The sequence below is a fragment of the Poritiphilus flavus genome, from assembly GCF_009901585.1.
Taxonomy (GTDB): domain Bacteria; phylum Bacteroidota; class Bacteroidia; order Flavobacteriales; family Flavobacteriaceae; genus Poritiphilus; species Poritiphilus flavus.
The window spans coordinates 142,520-159,384 of the sequence record NZ_WXYO01000003.1 but is presented as its reverse complement, the minus strand read 5'-3'; the positions used below and the strand labels follow the sequence as shown (position 1 = coordinate 159,384).

The window sequence follows — 16,865 nt, the reverse complement described above, 5'->3', positions numbered from 1 at the left end:
GATACATTTGAGATATTAATTCTTAAAATGATGTATTATGAAAGCATTAGAAAAAAAGGTAGCGACTATATTATTTTTCTCCTTTACACTTATTTTCCCGGGAAGCTGCGCTAAGGATGGAGAAGATGGCGCTATCGGGCCACAGGGACCTCAGGGAGAACAGGGGCCTACCGGAGCAGCCGGTGAACCAGGAGCACAAGGTGAACAAGGAGAGCAGGGGGAGCCCGGCACGGCGAATGTTATGTATTCCGGATGGATAGATTCTGAATTCGCTGACGATATCATAACAACTTCAGCAACATTTACGATAAACGCTCCGGAAATGACCGATGAGATTATACAACAAGGAGTAGTTATGGTATTCGGGCGTTCAAATCCCAACGCCATTACCGGAGATACGGATGTTTATCCCCTGCCAATTGTATTTGGTGTAGCGCGCCAGCAGTCTTATTATTTCCGGGCTGAACAAGCCGGTGAACTGGATATTATTGTGGCCGCAAACGAAGAGGGACAAGCCGCCGGAAGCCCTTTTTTCGAAGCATTCAGATATGTATTGATTCCGGGGGGTACAACTGCAACTTCTAAGTCTTCCAATTCCCAGGACTACGGGGAAATGTCCTATGAAGAGATAAAAACGCTTTTTGAGCTTGAGGATTAAGCCAAAAAAAGTCTGCTAACTCCTCCTAAGCCGAGTTCGTTAAAATCAGCAATTGCTACCCAATTTGATTTTCCTTATGGGGCCGCTCTAAAATCGAAAGCCAACCTTTACGTGGCCGATGGTGGAAACGAGAAGATCAGAAAAATTACACAGGAATAAGGGGCTTACTCCTGATGTGGAAAGCTATTAATACACAGTTCATTGTTAAATATCATTTCGAGTCATATAAGTATAAATCCAATGAAATCTTCAAATATCTTTTACACCGGCCTGCTTCTTTGGATGTCTCTGGCATGTTCTAAATCTGATGATGAGATTTCCCCACCAGAGCTTAGATTTTCCGAAGAGGTTATCACACCCTTCTATACCGCCGGGAGCAGTGCCCCACCAATGGTCAACTGGAATGGCAACAAAGGGCGGTTTGGAATTAAAAATGCAGTCAAAGGCATCTCCATAGACAGCAATTCCGGAATTGTTTCATGGAAAAAAACCCTGCCTACAGGTCTGAATGTCATTGAAGTCCTGGCTTTTAACAATGCCGGATCCACTTCAGCATTTCTGGAGATAGAGCATTTGTTTCACGGAGAGTTTAAGGGGCTCTTTGACACTTTCATCCTCGTGGAAGGAGAACCGATCTTTATAAACCTGAAATTTAATCCGGAAGGAAGTTGCTCTTATGAACACTTCAGTACTTCTGTAGAAGGTTTCTGGGAAATTAGTAAAGACAGTATAAACGCCCTCTTTTTCTTTGAGGGAGAGGAGGTTGACCAAAGGTTCCTCAAAGGGATCGTCGTTCATACCAATGAAGAGGCCTATATAGAAGGAGTAATGGGTTTCGAGCTTGGTGAGTTGCTGCCAACAGAGAATTTCAGGGCAGATCTAATAGAATAACCTTTAAAAATGAATGTCATAATGCGAAACTTATTGTCAGGCTTACTGTTATTAGTGATCTTTTGTTCCTGCTCTAAATCGGATGACAGCAATGTTAGTCCCCCCCAATTCGATTATGAAAACCTAAGCGCCATTTTCTATGTTGAGGGCAACAGCGCCCCACCCGTAGTAGATTGGCACGGTGATATTGGTCAGTTTGGCCTTCAGGGTTCTAACCAGGGCGTAGACATAAACCCGCAAACCGGTGTTATTTCCTGGGATAAGACCTTACCATTGGGTGTTTCCGAGATCCAGGTAATAGCATTTAATAACGGAGGTATTAGCTCTAAAATGATTTCCATTGAAAACATGTTTGAGGGAAATTTTAGCGGAAGCTCCACTTTGGAGCTAACAACCAGAGATCTCGATCTGAATTTTTCTCAAAACGGCTCGGGCTTGCTGATCAGCTACGGGTTGGTAACCAGAGAAGTACCGGGCACATGGAATATGGAAGAGAATCAAGTTAGCGGAGAATATCCCAACCCTGACGAGATGCTTACGTATTGGATAGAAGGTGAATTAATTGATTCAAAGGTAGGGCCTAAGATTGAGGGTAAATTCTCAGTAGGCAACCAATTTGCCGGCTCTGTTGGCACATTTGCGGTAACGCTAAAAGCGCAGTAATCAAAAATATGGCTACAATATGAAGTATTCTTCCACGAAAAAACAGTCCAGATATTGCATAGTGAATTACTTATTATTGTTACGGAAAAGATTCCTCCCTTAAAAACGCAATTAAGGTCTGTGCGCTTTGGGCTCCACAGACCTTTTTTTGGTCTTCAGTGACCAGTAAATCCAGGCCCACTCCACTACATTTGGACCCATATCTATAAAACATTTTGAATAATGAGAATACTTGTATTAATTATGGTTTTAGGGCAGGTGGCCTTTGCCCAGGATAGGATGGCTCCTTTGGATTTTAAAGGTAAGGCCCTGGTTTCCGTTTCGGATGCCGACATGGTTTCATCTGCTTATGTAGATGGAAAGTTGGGAGAAGCGGATGGAAAGGATGCGATTAGTTTGATTCCGTTGAACGGAAACTATAAAGAATGGAAGTCTTATGAAACCTTCGCCACCAATTCAGTAGCTGGTCCGCCATGTTCAGTAGCGGTTTCTCCAGATGGCAAATATGCCTTTGTGGTTGAAACCTTTACACCACCCTCCGAGGGTGGCACCACTTTTAATGACTTTAGCATTGGCAGACTGTTGTCCGTTTTTGATGTCAGCGACCTTAAGAATCCTAAGTTATTGGAAACAAAAGACATTGGAGAGCGACCTGTAGGGGTTTCCGTAAGCCCCAATGGAGAATGGCTGGCTATCGGTTATTACAGCAATGGTAACCAGAATCTGGGGCTAATTCCTTTCGAGAATGGAAAACTGGGCAAGGTATTCACCTACAGCATTCCCAATGTGGATCCGGAAACTGCCGCAAACGAAATTGATTGGCACCCATCAGGTAAATTTCTGGCCGCGGTCATGCAAAATGCCAACCAAATTGCCTTTATAAGGGTAGACTTTTCCTCCGAAGAACCTGCTGTTGAGGCTCATGGAAATGTTGTCGGAACCGGGAAATTCCCCATGAAAGGAGATTTCACCCCGGATGGAAGTCATTATATTACAACTTGTCTTTACTGGGGACCGGATGTGGACGGCACCTGGATAGAAGCTCCCAGAGGGCAGCTGAATAGCATCCGTTTTGATAACCAACCCCAGGATGGGAAAGTATTGCATTCCAATATATCGACGGCAGAAGCCGGCATAAGTCCAGAGGGTTTTTCAATAAGCCATGATGGCTCATTGTTGGTTACCACTAATTTGGAAAGGAGTTACCTGCCATATGGGATCAATGATGCAGAACCACGTATCACCTGGTACAGTTCCCTCTCCCTGCTTTCGATTGACAAAGAGACCGGAAAACTCAACCATCTTGCTGATCATTATTTTCAGGGAATACTGCCCGAAGCAGTTGTCTTTGATGCCTCGGACAATTATCTGGCCGTTGCCGTATTCGACAGTTTTGACGATGCCGAAAAGGGAGGTAGAATCGATTTTTGGCGGGTTGTTAAACAAGCCGGGGAGATACCTTTTTTGGTAAATACTAACCACAGCGTTCCGGTGGCAAGAGGCGCTCACTCTATGGTACTCATCAGATAATAGAGACTAATTTGCTCCACTATGGAAAGTACCCCGGACATCTTGATTATTTTTGAAATATATCTGGAATAGGACTATGGAAGTTTTGGATACTTTTGTCATGCCTCAGCAGTTCAAGAACCATCTCGAGAACCATGAAATAGTGGAGCTTGATGATCTGACCATACTTGAGAGTTGTCATGACGGCCAGCACGAAGTAAGAGGCGTGGGTTATACAACCCAACACGAAATCCTACATGTATCTTCCGGTTCTTGTAAGCTGATCATAGAAGGAAGAAGTCTTGAATTGCTACCGGGGCAATCCATTCTGATCCCTAAACATACGATACTGAAATATCAAAAAGTGGGTTCTCCCTACCAAAGTATATTGTTTTTCCTCAAGGATGAGTTTCTACTGGAGTTCCTTCAAAATCACAGCTTCAGTAAACCTTGGCAGAAGTTAGCGAGGCCTTACGTGATATTTCAGGCCGAGGATCTTCTAAATGCAGCCTTTCAATCCATGAGACCCTACATCAGGAATGCAGCCAAAACCAGTAAGGAGCTTTTCAGGGTAAAAACGTTCGAAATACTATTGAACCTTTCCAACAACACCAAAACCTTACCTGAGTTTTTGTTCCACATGGCCATTCCAGCTAAAGTTGACTTAAAGCTTTTCATGGAAAACATGTACATCAAAAAAATCGGTCTTCAGGAACTGGCTCAATTATCCGGGCGAAGTCTTTCAGGCTTTAAAAGGGAATTCCAGGAAGTTTTTGGAACCTCACCCTTTAAATGGATAAAGGAAAAAAGGCTGCAAACCGCGAGGGAACTCATCGTGCATACGGCAAAAAGACCTACGGAAATCTATTTGGATGTCGGTTTTGAAGACTACTCCCATTTCAGTAAGTCATACAAATCCTATTTTGGATATCTCCCGTCCCATACCTTGCAGTTGTAATTGCACTGAGGGGCAATGATCTGCCAACGAAAGTTAGCGAACCCTGACGATACTGTCAGGGTTCTTTTATTTTATGGCTTAAGGTATAAGAAGGTTATATTAATAATTCTTTGTGTTTTGCTCAATCGTTTTTTTGAGCTTGGTAAGATTTGTTTCCTCCTGCGATTTGAAGGTACCGCCAATAAAAGCCATCATGGACCTGGAAAACACTCCATTTCCTGCGGCAGTAGTGCTCGATGAGATCTTTGTTTTTCCATCTACGGAAGTCATGGCCATTTTGTAATCCATATTCATAAAGTCGGACTCATAAGACATCGATATGGACTCGTTCGGCACTATTTCCGTAATGGTTTCCCGGATAGTCATTTGTTTTCCGTCATTTTCAAAATATACATCAGACACGGCCCCTACAGTTCCCGGGCTGCCACTGATATGCTCAATCTTCTGAAATCCCGGCAACCAGGCGGACAATTTCTCTTCATCCTGGGTGACCGCCCAGGACTCGGCCACTGGCTTATTGACCATTATTTCACAGTTGTAAGACACTTTGGATTTGATGAATCCTGCCAGTAAAAATGCGATAAACAGGATGGCAATTATTGCTAAGATGTAAACTAAGTATTTCATAATGGTGGTATTTATTCTCTGTTTTGGTTTTTTAGAACTTATTGAAGCATTAATTACCAGTACCTTAGCGCTTTGCCTTCTTCCAGGTATGCCTTTAAGGATTCGTGAATCAGGTAATTCCAACCCCCAACAAAGTTGTCTCGGATAAAATCCGGGTTTGTAAATGTTTCAATACCTTCATGGATCAGCTTCACTTTGGTTTTCTCTCCATCGGAAAACAATTCAAAGGTTACAAAAGAAATCCCTTCGTACCCTTCGTAGCGCCAGGAATACTTGAGTTTCTTAAGGGGTATTACTTCAAGTACCTCACACAAATGCACATAACATTTGTCTTCCTGACCTCCTTCAAAATGAAACTTGCAGCCTACCTGCGGTTTAAAATCAGAGATATCGAAATACCATTTTTTCATTAACTCCTTTTCGGTAATTGCACGCCAAACCAATTCTATTGGCGCATTGAATTCTCGTTCTAAGATCAGTGGTTTTTCTTCCATTTAATTTGGCTTTTAGGGTTCCTTACGAGGTTTGGATTGCAATTCGTCCAGTAAATCCTCCAGTTGATTGAATTTTCCGGTCCACATTTTCCTGAATGGCTCTAACCAATCAGCCACTTCCGATAGTTTTTGGGCCTCCAGCTTACAATAGCGTTCGCGACCTTCCTTTTTTACAGTTATTACACCGCACTGCTGAAGGTATTTGATATGAAGGGATACCGCTTGCCTGGTGATATCAAACCTGTCGGCCAGGGCATTTACATTCTGGGACTCCTTGGTCAGGGACATCAGTATACTCCTCCTTGTTGGGTCGGCTATAGCATTAAATACATCTCTTCTCATAAACAATTGGCCTAAATTTATGCAAGTGTTTGCTTGCAAATATAAACGCAAGTTTTTACTTGCGCAAATTTTGAAGTGAGTTTCTTAAAAAAAGCCTTTTAAATGAGTCAATAGAGAAGGCTTTAAAAATCCCGGAAATTTTTGGGTTTTATTGGACCTGGGCAGCCAAATTGATTGTTTGATCTGTTTTCAGTTGAGTTTTTTGGGAGTGGCTTATCAAAATGATTGTTTTTTCGTTTTGCAGATCTTTCAATTTATCCAAAACACGACTCCTGGTTCTGCAGCTTAAAGACTTGAAAGGTTCCTCGATAATGAGGATAGGTTTGTCCGTAAGGAAGGCACGGCAATATTGCAGTAACTTGGACTGACCCGAGTTTAGGTTGCTGCCAAGATCTCCGATACGGTCATGTAGTTGCAGATGATCTTTGGGGTTCTCAAAATACTGCATGTATGCCAACAATTTCGACGCCCGAATCTTACGCTCCTTGCTACGACTATAGACAATGGCTTCGTATACATCCCTTCCATACAAAGGATAATCATTAGAAACCACAGCGATCCGTTTTCTGATCGCTTTTTCCGAAAGTACAGTATAGGGAATCTCACCAATCTTCAATCGTCCTTTTCCGGGAGAAACTGTTTTGAGTAAGAGTTTTATGATTGTAGATTTACCACATCCTGAAGGCCCAAATAAGAGCGTTGTATTTCCCGGTTGGATAACAAGATTCAGATTCCTGAATACAGACTTAGGTGCATTATTATATGAAAATTGAACGTTTTCAAATATAATCGGGTCTTTCTCACGGGATAATTCTTGAAACGGTAACTCATTTTCTTTTGGCAATTCGAATACCTGAATCAGTTTATCAAACGAGATATTACCCAGTTTCCAAACTATACTTACTCTAAGTACACGTCTTAATACCGGAAGAATAGAAAGTATAAGCAATATTACCACTAAAAGCGTGGAACCCCCATGATTCTTTTGATAGGTTGGAGAGTTAAGTACATAAACCATAATTACCCCCAGAAGGGTATAGGTGATAGCGGGAACACTCGCCTGCATCAGGGCAAGGGTATTGGCATATTTTCTACCAATTTGATACAAACTCGTTGAGCGTTTGTGATACCGTTTGTTTTCCGGAGTATTTTTATTGAAGGCCTTAAGACTTATCATTGCCCTTAATCTGGTATTCACGAAAGAGAGCATTCCAGACCTCAGGTTGCGACGTTCAAGAGATTGTTTATAGATCACTTTATTAATCAGCCATAGTATAAAGGAAGCCAGTACCAAGACTCCCAGAATTAGTAAGGCCATTAACGCATCGATTGCAGTAATAACCATGAATACTATACTGAGGAGCGTGACATCCTGAACAAAGCGCATCAGGCCTTGTTTCAAATAGTTCTGGATACTTTTTAAATCTCCGCTAAAGCGCAGCAAATACTTCCCAATACCCTTCTCGCTATATACCGGTAACGCAATTTGCATTTGACAATCAAACAGACGTTCTCTTAAAGACTTGACAAAACGTTCCCCTACTAATGACATACCATAGCGATTACCGTATTCAAAGCCAAAGCGGAAGATCACAAGGGTGAAAAACACTACCAGGAACGAGATATGATCTTCCGTATCCATAAAGGGTATAAACCCAAAGGCCTTAAGCCTGTGAGAAGAGAACCCAAAGGCAAATTCATAAAATTTACCAATACTGATCGGGATAAGTATTGTAAACAAGTTATAGGTAAAACCAAGCAACAGTGTTATGGTAAGAAGCGCTTTCTGCCCCTTTGCAAATCCTTTGATCAAACGCCATTTCGTTGTTCGCATCTGCTTAGTAGTTCTAGGATTTTTAGCAGCTCAATTTCATTGCTGGTTAAAAACTATTCTATGAATCTGAGCTTTTGTGCCTGCGGGAACAGATCGCACCGATCTCGCTTTCCAAACCAGGTGTATCGATATCGTGCCACAAAGGAATATGCCGTATTCCTTAAAGGTCTTGGGATAAAGGTGAAAAAGATCATAAGGGACCACGGGAGCCTAAGCTTTTCTATGATTTTTAGTATGGCGTCACTTTTTTGAAAGAGATTCTGATCTTCAACGAGGACGATGGAACTCAAATCCTGTCGCAGTCCATATGATTCCAACAATTGCCTTGCGGGCTCCGATTGTAGCGAAGCAAAACTAATTTCGGCCTCCCTTTCATATCTTAGGATGAACTGTACCCAACCATTGCACAAATTACAGGCCCCGTCAAAAAGTACAATAGGACTGGTTTCACTAAGTTTTTGCAATGAACTTTTGGCATTGTTTAGTACGGGTTTCTTTTTTTGATTGCTAAAGAGTTTTTCCGGTTCAAAAAAAGATAGAAAAATCAGTCCGCTCATCTGATACCTGAACGTAATACCCATTATAAAAAAGATACCCCAGTGCATACCAAATGTAAGTACGGCCCAAAGTTTACCCAATCTCTTATGAAGAAGCGCCAGAGGGGCGCCCAACTCCACAAGAAATGTAAATACACCCATCACTAAAAACAACCATGTATGCTTATAAATCACGTTAAACAATGGAGCAGTTTCCGCACCCAAAACAGATTTTCTGATGGCATCCACCGCGACTTGTGACCTCATGGCACTTCCATTAGCCCATTCTAACGCCAGGTCGCCTGCAAGCTTAGCCACACCTGACAAGAAATAAGATCCCACAGTAACCGCACAGATCAGCATAACAGGCCAACCGTATTTCCAGTTTTCCTGCTTTTTTCTAAGTCCCTTTCGCCTCTTATTCCACGAGTCCAAAGACCAGGCATCGGCAGATGCCACAAGACCCAAGATCACCATATGCAATACCAGGGCGTTACGATTGTGGTAAATCATTGACCATGAATTGCGATAGGTGAAAAACAACAGGGCGAGCAGTGCAAAAGCAGGTCCTGTTATCCTGAATTTCCAACCGAAGATAAAGCAGAGATTAAGGCCTATGAGCACCAAACTAATCCACCAAAACGTATTTGGTTCTAAAGGTTGCTTCATCCAGGACAGCATTCCTACAGGCTCAAAGGCATCCGCATTCCGAATCATTCGCTGAAGCATATCGTATCTGGAAAAAAGATACCACAGGCAAAAAAGTCCGGTCGCGATCCGTAATAAGGCCAGGCGTTCGGGGGCAACGGGGATAAACCACCTTTTCTTAAGGGAGGTCCAGAAGTTCTTCATGATCTTTTAGTTTATATTTTGATATTGTTCTCTCCAGTACCGGAATGGTATCCTTATGCAAAAAATAATTCTCCAAATGGTAATACCCTTTAACGAGTTCCAAATGAACCAGCTTTTTGTAAAGCTTGACGTCTTTGTGTGCTAAGGTTTGAGAAACCTTTTTAAGAAAAGGAATTCCCCTTTCTTTTTTAGGCCCCCTGTTGATCTGTCTCCGCACCTGGTTAAATCCACCGGTTCCTACCAGTCTATAGGGGATCCTATTTTTATTCCCCAGGGTATCATGTCCTACCACATAATAAAGCCCATAGTTTTCGGACCTCTTTTTGGCGAACATGGGATAGTAAGACAATGGGAAGCTATCCTTTGGCTTCCTTGCACAATTTTGTGCAATTGGGGAGATCACTATACCTAGAAAAACAGCACTGAATAAAATAGCCTGGGGCTTGGAAAAATTCATTGTCCTAAATTTTTAGCAAGACGATTTTACATCGCTATTTTTACTTTCTTGGAGGTCAAAAGATCACGGAGAAGCGTCCCATCAACCAGCTTTTCAAGATCCAGTACCGGTAAAGTTTCCCGTTGTTCAACTTCCTGGACCAGTAAGGGGCTTCCTGTGAACAATCCGCCAAGGGCAAATAATCTATTGCCAAATATCGGAGACAGCAAACGTAGACCGGTATTCACAGCCAGACTGTCACTACAGGATAAGATAACGTGGTCTATTGTATTAGTAAAAGGTAGGTGGTGTATCAACTGATTGGTTTCTCTTTGATAAAGACCGTCGGCAATCTCTATAACAACATAGTCGGGGTTCGCTGCGCCCACTTCCTTTAGCAGGGATTCATATATGTCTAATATCGTGTCCCGGGAACATAGATAAGTTGACGGGAAACCCAATTCTGAAAAGTCACTGACATAATCGGCTCCGCAATCGAAACAAAGCATTTTATCCTTGTTGAATATAGTGCCTGTCAGCTTGATGTAAGCTACACGGTTTCCGGCATTCTTAAGACCTCGAGAAAGAAAGGCAGCCGTTGTGGTCTTTCCACTGTCCATGCTGGATCCCAGGGAAAGTATGGTCTTGAACTTCCTTTCAACCAAAGGTTGGAATGCTACCTTCTCCTTATGGCGATAGATGGTATTGATAACGCCCTGCTCATCTGATGCATATCCGATGAGCCTGATTTTAGTAGGTCCAATCTCCTGTAACTTGTAGAACATAGAAGTTACCGCTCCTGCCACACCTCCCTTTCCTACGAGATCGTATTCGGATTGATATGTGGGAGGAACATAGGCCTCAAATTGATTCGTAGCATACCGGTTGCCGAAAGCCAACATGATCTGGTCTCCTTCGAAAATGTAGCAATTGCGACCTTCAAAGTCCTGTATCGCATTAAGAGAACCAATCTCCAATACCTCGAAGACCGCCACATCGCCTGCTTCGGGTTTATGACTCTTGATGATCGAAGTGTCCAATTTAAAATCTGAAACACATTTACAGCTGTTTGCTTTTTTTATAGTACTCATGATAAATATTTTTTAGGGTTATGTTTATTAGAGATTCTGCTATATTTTCAAGCGATAAGAAAAATTGAAGGCCAGAACCGAGAAATTGTTGAAATCCCTTTTCACTTCACCGTTCCTGGGGTCAGTGACGTTGATCCTTCTATATTTGTTTCCCAGATTGAATTCCGTCTGTCTCATAAAATAAATGCTGGCATTTGCGCGCTTGAACGGTTTAAAACGCAGACCCAGCATAATTCGGTGAGCATGTAGTCCGTCGGGAGATTGTTTCACAACTGCCTCTCCCTGAGGGTCCCTGTATTGAAAGGGTCTCCCGTCCAGGTAATAATGGAGTTCATTGGTAATGTATGGAGTCATATTAAGGGGTAATCCCCAATCTCCACGATGCAAACGAAGGGCATAACGAATGCGATATTCAAACTTGCTTCGTTCGGGGAAATGCCACTCCGTCCGCAAAGTATTTGCAACTCTCAGCTTCCCGAGCCTGAAATTATATCGTATTCTGGGGTCTAAACGGTTACGAGCCTCCTGGTCCGGGTCTGAGGGGTCTGAAGAGCGTACATAACCCAGCCCGATCCTGAATTTGCTATTAAACCGGTATTCAATTCTGGCACTGTTCTGCAAGGAGCTCAGGTCCATGACCTCATCGAAAAGGTAAAGCTGTCCGACTCTTATACGCCACTGCTCAGTTAGCTTAGTTCCCAACGAGTGCCCGGCCCAAAATTTTACTCCGTCCTGAGCAACAATTTCTGAGTGGAATGAAAACAATAAGAAAATTAATACGGGTAATGCACACTTTAGGGTTCTCATATCTTTTGGAACTATAGATAGATTTAAAACAATCCTTTATAGCTATAAGAGAGCGAAAGCTAAAACGTGACTATTTAAGGGAGCTTTTTTTGTTTTCAGGCAATAGAGCGGTGCCTGGTGGGGAAAGTGAAAACCCCTTCAAAAATTTTCTAGAGAAAAACACAACAATAAGGATGACCACCACACTAACCAACATCAAAAGTGGAACTGGGAAGGATTCAGATTTTAAGGCCTGATCCACCTGACCGAGAAGAATAAAATTGGCCCAATAGTAAGGGTGCTGTTGGCTAGGAGGCGCCTGCTGTAGGTATTTTAGTTTGGACTCGCGTAAGGCGTTGTCAAAAGGAAGCCCTTTATCAATGTTTTTCAATAGATTTTGGGTCATCTCCATAGAACTTGCCTCACTTGCATTCCAAAGACTGGAAAGCACATTTTGTGCTCCGGCTAGTAAAAAAGCCTTGCTCATTCCCTGAACACCCTCACCCTTGTAGATTCTTCCACTAGCCGAATGGCAGGCACTTAGCAATACCAGGTCTGCGGTGATGCGCATTTTATAAAGACCTGTAGGGGAAAGCAGGAAGTTCTGATGAGAATCGTCAAAGATGACACATGAACGATTGGGGTCGTCTACATCCACCAATCCATGAAGAGAAAGATGGATGATACGCGCCTCTTCCGCGTGCGTATAAAAATTCTCAAGTGTTGCTTTCTGATCTTGAAAAGTTTTACCCTTGAAAATTTGAGCGGCTTGCTCCACTTCCTTTCCCGCAAGGGTTAGCTTTGACAGGGTTTCCTTTCCAAAAAACCTTTTTTTTGAGCGTAGTAAGGGGTTCAATTGATCGCTATATGTAGTGCCAAAGCCAAGGTAATCATAAGAGGGCTCGTAAGAATCTTCGGGATCCTTACTTATTAATGCCGGTGCATAGGCATAGGAAAAAGCAAATCTCCGGATAAGGTAGTCCTGACCATCATTTAAAGCCTCAAATGATACGGTATGAAGGACCCCATCGGGGATAATGCAAAGGCGTTCTACACTTTTCAGCTGGTTGACTCCTTCCTTTAGCAGCTTGTCATAAATGTACTGCGAGTCTTTTGTTGAAATGGTTAATTCGGGGTTACGGCATTGTTCGGTAAAACGTGCAATGCTTCCTTTTAGCTGATCATCCAAATGGGCGGCTGTATTCAGAAAAGCTTCCCCTCCAATCCAGAAGGCATGAACCGTATCCTGTGCCACAAAGAATTCAACCATGGCCATGTCTTCAGGAAGTTCTTCCTGAAGTACTTTAACAACTGGTGCTTTTAAGAATTTGTATCGTTCTTGAAAGTATTGTGGTTCGTTTTTTTCAATTTCTACCTGAAAGGCTTCCAAAGCATTCTGAGACTTTATAAAGGTCTGGGACAGGGAATCTCTAAGTTCATCAGATGCCTCCAGAAGTAAGTCTTGCTGTTCGTTCATTCGTTGTCGCAATTCCTGTTCTCTAACCAAGACATCATTTGAAACTGTAGATCTGAGCGCATTTACACGATTGAGTTCTTGTTGCAGAATGGAGGCTTTGGTTTTTGTAGAGAATTTGAAGGCTTCCTCTAAATAAAATTGGTCATTAGTGATGTCGTACAATTGCAAGGCGTTCTGCAGGCCTTTTCCGTAATGCTCAAATCGGGTATTCAGAAAATCTAGCTTTGATTGTTCAAACTGAAAGGAAAGAAGTCCTCGATTGATAACGGAATCAATCTTGTGCTGTACATTAAGCGAACGTTGCATGTAGATAAAATCACCTGACTGCTCAAATCTTTTTTCAAATATTCGGGTTTTTAACTCCAACAGGCGTATCAGTGCCCTTTCGTCAATTGTACTGAAGTTTTTTATAATGGGTGTTTCATATTTATCTAAGCTGGCTCCGGGCATAGCAATAGCAAAACCCTTTTTAAGTTGTTCGTTGGCCTTATACAGGTCGCCCTTACGGAGGTATAGCTCGGCAAAGTTTTCATGGGTCAACGCCATAAGGCTTAATCCACCATCTTCTTTGTAAAACTGCTTCCTTTTGTACAAGACCCTATGCATTAATTCCTCTGCGGCCTTAAACTGCCCTTTCTCCATGTGCAGGAATGCCAGGATTTCCAGCCCTATGGCATGGAACTGGGGGGTCCCTTCCTTATCCATAATCTGTAATGCCTTTTCAGCGCGTTCACGAGAAGCTTCGAATTTTTCCTGCTCATAATAAATGGTCGCGGCGTTTAGATAGACCGGAGCCAGGTCCTGAAAAGGGATTTCTCCACTGTGGGTTTGGGCAAGAGCAAAGGCTTTATCCGCATAGTCCGATGCCTGATCATAGTCCTTAAAATCCATTTGAAGGGTAACCGCATCGTTCAGGGCATCGAATTGTTCAAGGACCGCGTTTTCTTTTTCGAACAGATCTATAGCGCTTGAAAGATAAAGCTGTGACCTGAAATAATCACTGTTTTCTTCATAAAACAAAGCAATACCATGGTATTTCAGCGCCAATTGATAGGCAGGGTATTGAGGATCTTTCTCAAAAATATCCAAAGCTTCATCCAGGTAGACTTTGGCCTCTTCATTATTTCCTAAATACTGATAACAGATCCCCAGATTGTAGACGGTATTGGCCTTTTCAGTGGTTGGCACGGTCTTGCAACCCTCCCATAGCGGAAGTACTTTCTCTTTAAAATAATAGACTGCTTTTTTTTCCTGATAAGCAAGGTAATGCGACAGTCCTATTTTATGGTAAATCCTGCCTTTGGCATAACAGTCCAATAGCTTAAACTGGCTATCTTTTTCCCATTCCTCGATCAGGCGAAAGTTCGCTTCGAAATTCTCTACGTCTATATTGGCATTAAGTTGCTGATAGAGTTCTTCAAAATAGTCGTTGCTAAAGACGGTGAATGAAGCAAAAAAAAGGCATAGCAATAATACCGCCTTTTTGTTTGTGATGCAGATCAAGAGCTGAAAAGGGTGGGGTCTTATTTTCATTTCATAGGGTTGAAGCTAAGATAATGAATGTAGGTTCGACCCACCTACCTTTTAGAACCGAAATACAAGAAGTCTTTTCCTATTGGGATTAATAACAGGAAAAGACTTACAGACTATTGCTTACAACCAACTACTGGCAGGATCCCATTTGCTCAAGTGCAGACGAAAAGTTGATAATACCCTGAGATAAGATCAGGTCTTTCAACTCGTCGGAATAAACAGAAGTTTCAATCAGAGAGCATTTAATCGCAGCTGCACTAATGTTCTCGTTATGAGAGGCCATAATGGCAGCCATTGCCGTAACATAGGCGGTGGTATAGGAGGTCCCTGATTTGTCTAATTGGGCACCATTTAAGCCTGTGGTTGGGATATGTTCTCCCAAATAAGCAACATCAACAGTGTTCCGACCGTAACTGCTAAACCCGCTAAGTTTGTCTTCACAGCTCAGGGATGCTACTGAAAGGATATGGTTACTGGGATAGGAAGCAGGAAAAGAAATAATATCATCCGCATCGTTGTTTTTGTTAGTGTTACCGGCTGAAGCAACCATCAGAACACCATTTTGCGCTGCGTAATCGATAGCCAGTCTCAATGGGCGATTTGATGTATCTGTATTCTCATCCTGATAGCTAAAACTGAAATTCAGGATCTTCGCTCCCTCGTCTACGGAATCGAGAATGGCCGGAATCAGATGCGAAAGATATCCTATTCCCTGGGCATCATGGGTTTTACGTATATCAAATGTGATATCCGGAGCTTCCTGCTCCTTATTGATCAGATGATAAATCAGGCTGGTTATCTGAGTTCCATGACCATTCTGATCCTCTGGAACCTCATCATCGTTTACATAATCGTAACCGGAGTATTCATCCAAAAGATTAGGGGCAATACCCATAAGAGCATTCTCATCAATCCCAGAATCGAAAATGGCAATTTTCACAGAGGCATCACTTGCTGGAGCCAAAACACTGGAGCTTTCAAAACAAAATAGGTCCTGGGAGGACGTGGGATCCCTTAGGACAGACCCAAAATTAAATTCGACATCGTTAAGTTTAGCTCTTTTTTTGGCTCTGGCGATTTGGCCGTCTATATTAGTTATCTGCTCCCCAGCCATACTGGTATAGGGAAAAACGTTGGTATTCCATAATCTCAAATTGATTTCTTCCCGGAACCATACTTCCACAGAATTTAAGTCAGTCAACAAATCTTCGATTTCATCTTCTGAAATGCTGGGATCCAGTCTTACGAAAAAAAGCGTAGGATGTTTAATTAATTCATCTTCATCGTCGTCGTCATCGTCGTCATCATCTTCGTCGTCATCTTCATCGTCATCCTCGTTAGCATCATCCGAAACCCTGGAAGCTTCCACTTCTACTGGAACTTCTACCTCTTCAGGGCTACATGAGGTCGTGGAAGAAACCAGAAATATCAGGATCAAAAAAACGATTAGGTGTTTTAGCAGTTTCATAGCAATGGGTTTATTGTTCAAAATAATCATTTTCATTTATTAATATGGTGAAGTAATTTCTGGGCATCGTCATATTTCCAATCCCCATTTTGAATGTTCTTTATTGATTCTGTGGCCTTTGGTGTATTTCCGTTGAGGAGATGGGATAAAGCTAAAAACCAGTTTATTTCCTGTCTGAAGCGTACGTCATTCCTCTCACCAACCTCTTCGAATGTATCAATGGCCTGTTGAATCTGTCCGCTTTTCATGTAGGCCAATCCGAGATAGTATTTGTCTTCTTCACTGGTTGTTTTAATTTGATTGAAGTGGACAATCGCTAAATTAAAATCAGTATTGTTAAAGGCAACAATGGCCCGGGTTCTGTTCGTATCCAATTCGGTTACTCCTTTGGAATTTCCCGGATGAGTCAGACTTTCAGTATCCACATATTGGGCTGCAAGCTCTGTTGCACTGAAATCGTCGCGATTGATAAAAAACATCGAAAACAGCAGTGCCAAACTTGCCGCGACCAACAAGGGTCTTAAATATTTTAATTTGCCACCTTTTTTAGGATTCCTGCCAAGGCCGTAATCTTTTTGAAGGATTGAGCTGGCTTCTGTGCGTAATTCGGCATCTTTGGTTTTAGTTATCCACACTTCCAGAAGTGCATCGGCCTCCTCATCAGAGGTTTTATCGTCAATAAATCGCTGTAGGTTTTTGTCAATGTCCAT

16 protein-coding genes are annotated in these 16,865 nt (G+C 42.3%); 5 read left to right on the top strand and 11 right to left on the bottom strand.

Features of this window, described 5'->3' with window-relative positions; genetic code table 11:
• Positions 1-37 precede the first annotated feature (37 nt).
• The 5 genes from GTQ38_RS21115 to GTQ38_RS07630 all read left to right on the top strand — a co-directional run bounded on the left by GTQ38_RS21115 (position 38) and on the right by GTQ38_RS07630 (position 4,679).
• Positions 38-658: a collagen-like triple helix repeat-containing protein gene (locus GTQ38_RS21115; RefSeq protein ID WP_161434907.1), complete on the top strand. Its 621-nt coding sequence runs from the start codon at positions 38-40 to the stop codon at positions 656-658.
• Between the two features lie 240 nt (positions 659-898).
• Positions 899-1,549, top strand: coding sequence for a hypothetical protein (locus GTQ38_RS07645; protein ID WP_161434906.1), 651 nt, complete (start codon positions 899-901; stop codon positions 1,547-1,549).
• A 21-nt stretch (positions 1,550-1,570) separates the two neighbouring features.
• A complete protein-coding gene (locus GTQ38_RS07640) occupies positions 1,571-2,212 on the top strand; it encodes a hypothetical protein (protein ID WP_161434905.1) in 642 nt (213 codons plus the stop codon).
• A 222-nt stretch (positions 2,213-2,434) separates the two neighbouring features.
• On the top strand, positions 2,435-3,742 hold the full coding sequence (locus GTQ38_RS07635; protein WP_238857850.1) for a lactonase family protein: 1,308 nt from the start codon (positions 2,435-2,437) through the stop codon (positions 3,740-3,742).
• A gap of 76 nt (positions 3,743-3,818) precedes the next feature.
• Positions 3,819-4,679 carry an AraC family transcriptional regulator gene (locus GTQ38_RS07630; RefSeq protein WP_161434904.1) on the top strand — a complete coding sequence of 287 codons (861 nt, stop codon included), beginning with the start codon at positions 3,819-3,821 and terminating at the stop codon, positions 4,677-4,679.
• A 99-nt stretch (positions 4,680-4,778) separates the two neighbouring features.
• Here the strand turns inward: GTQ38_RS07630 and GTQ38_RS07625 are convergent, their stop codons facing one another.
• The 11 genes from GTQ38_RS07625 to GTQ38_RS07575 form a co-directional block, all read right to left on the bottom strand.
• Entirely contained in the window at positions 4,779-5,306 is a 528-nt protein-coding gene (locus GTQ38_RS07625; RefSeq protein ID WP_161434903.1) for an SRPBCC family protein, read from the bottom strand.
• 53 nt (positions 5,307-5,359) lie between these two features.
• The gene (locus tag GTQ38_RS07620; RefSeq protein WP_161434902.1) at positions 5,360-5,800 is read right to left on the bottom strand and encodes an SRPBCC family protein; all 441 of its coding nucleotides are present in this window, start codon (positions 5,798-5,800) and stop codon (positions 5,360-5,362) included.
• 12 nt (positions 5,801-5,812) lie between these two features.
• Entirely contained in the window at positions 5,813-6,142 is a 330-nt protein-coding gene (locus tag GTQ38_RS07615; protein ID WP_161434901.1) for an ArsR/SmtB family transcription factor, read from the bottom strand.
• 148 nt (positions 6,143-6,290) lie between these two features.
• Entirely contained in the window at positions 6,291-7,976 is a 1,686-nt protein-coding gene (locus tag GTQ38_RS07610) for an ABC transporter transmembrane domain-containing protein (RefSeq protein ID WP_161434900.1), read from the bottom strand.
• 53 nt (positions 7,977-8,029) lie between these two features.
• Complete coding sequence (locus GTQ38_RS20960) at positions 8,030-9,364, bottom strand: DCC1-like thiol-disulfide oxidoreductase family protein (RefSeq protein ID WP_238857849.1); 1,335 nt, start codon at positions 9,362-9,364, stop codon at positions 8,030-8,032.
• Complete coding sequence (locus GTQ38_RS07600; RefSeq protein ID WP_161434899.1) at positions 9,339-9,821, bottom strand: hypothetical protein; 483 nt, start codon at positions 9,819-9,821, stop codon at positions 9,339-9,341. The genes GTQ38_RS20960 and GTQ38_RS07600 overlap by 26 nt, the downstream gene beginning before the upstream one ends.
• Positions 9,822-9,847: 26 nt before the next feature.
• On the bottom strand, positions 9,848-10,891 hold the full coding sequence (locus GTQ38_RS07595) for a P-loop NTPase family protein (RefSeq protein WP_161434898.1): 1,044 nt from the start codon (positions 10,889-10,891) through the stop codon (positions 9,848-9,850).
• A gap of 39 nt (positions 10,892-10,930) precedes the next feature.
• Entirely contained in the window at positions 10,931-11,698 is a 768-nt protein-coding gene (locus GTQ38_RS07590) for a DUF2490 domain-containing protein (RefSeq protein ID WP_161434897.1), read from the bottom strand.
• A 70-nt stretch (positions 11,699-11,768) separates the two neighbouring features.
• Entirely contained in the window at positions 11,769-14,687 is a 2,919-nt protein-coding gene (locus GTQ38_RS07585) for a CHAT domain-containing protein (protein ID WP_161434896.1), read from the bottom strand.
• 130 nt (positions 14,688-14,817) lie between these two features.
• Positions 14,818-16,155 (bottom strand): S8 family serine peptidase, encoded by a 1,338-nt coding sequence (locus tag GTQ38_RS07580; protein WP_161434895.1) that lies wholly within the window; start codon positions 16,153-16,155, stop codon positions 14,818-14,820.
• 32 nt (positions 16,156-16,187) lie between these two features.
• Positions 16,188-16,865 (bottom strand): tetratricopeptide repeat protein, encoded by a 678-nt coding sequence (locus tag GTQ38_RS07575; protein WP_161434894.1) that lies wholly within the window; start codon positions 16,863-16,865, stop codon positions 16,188-16,190.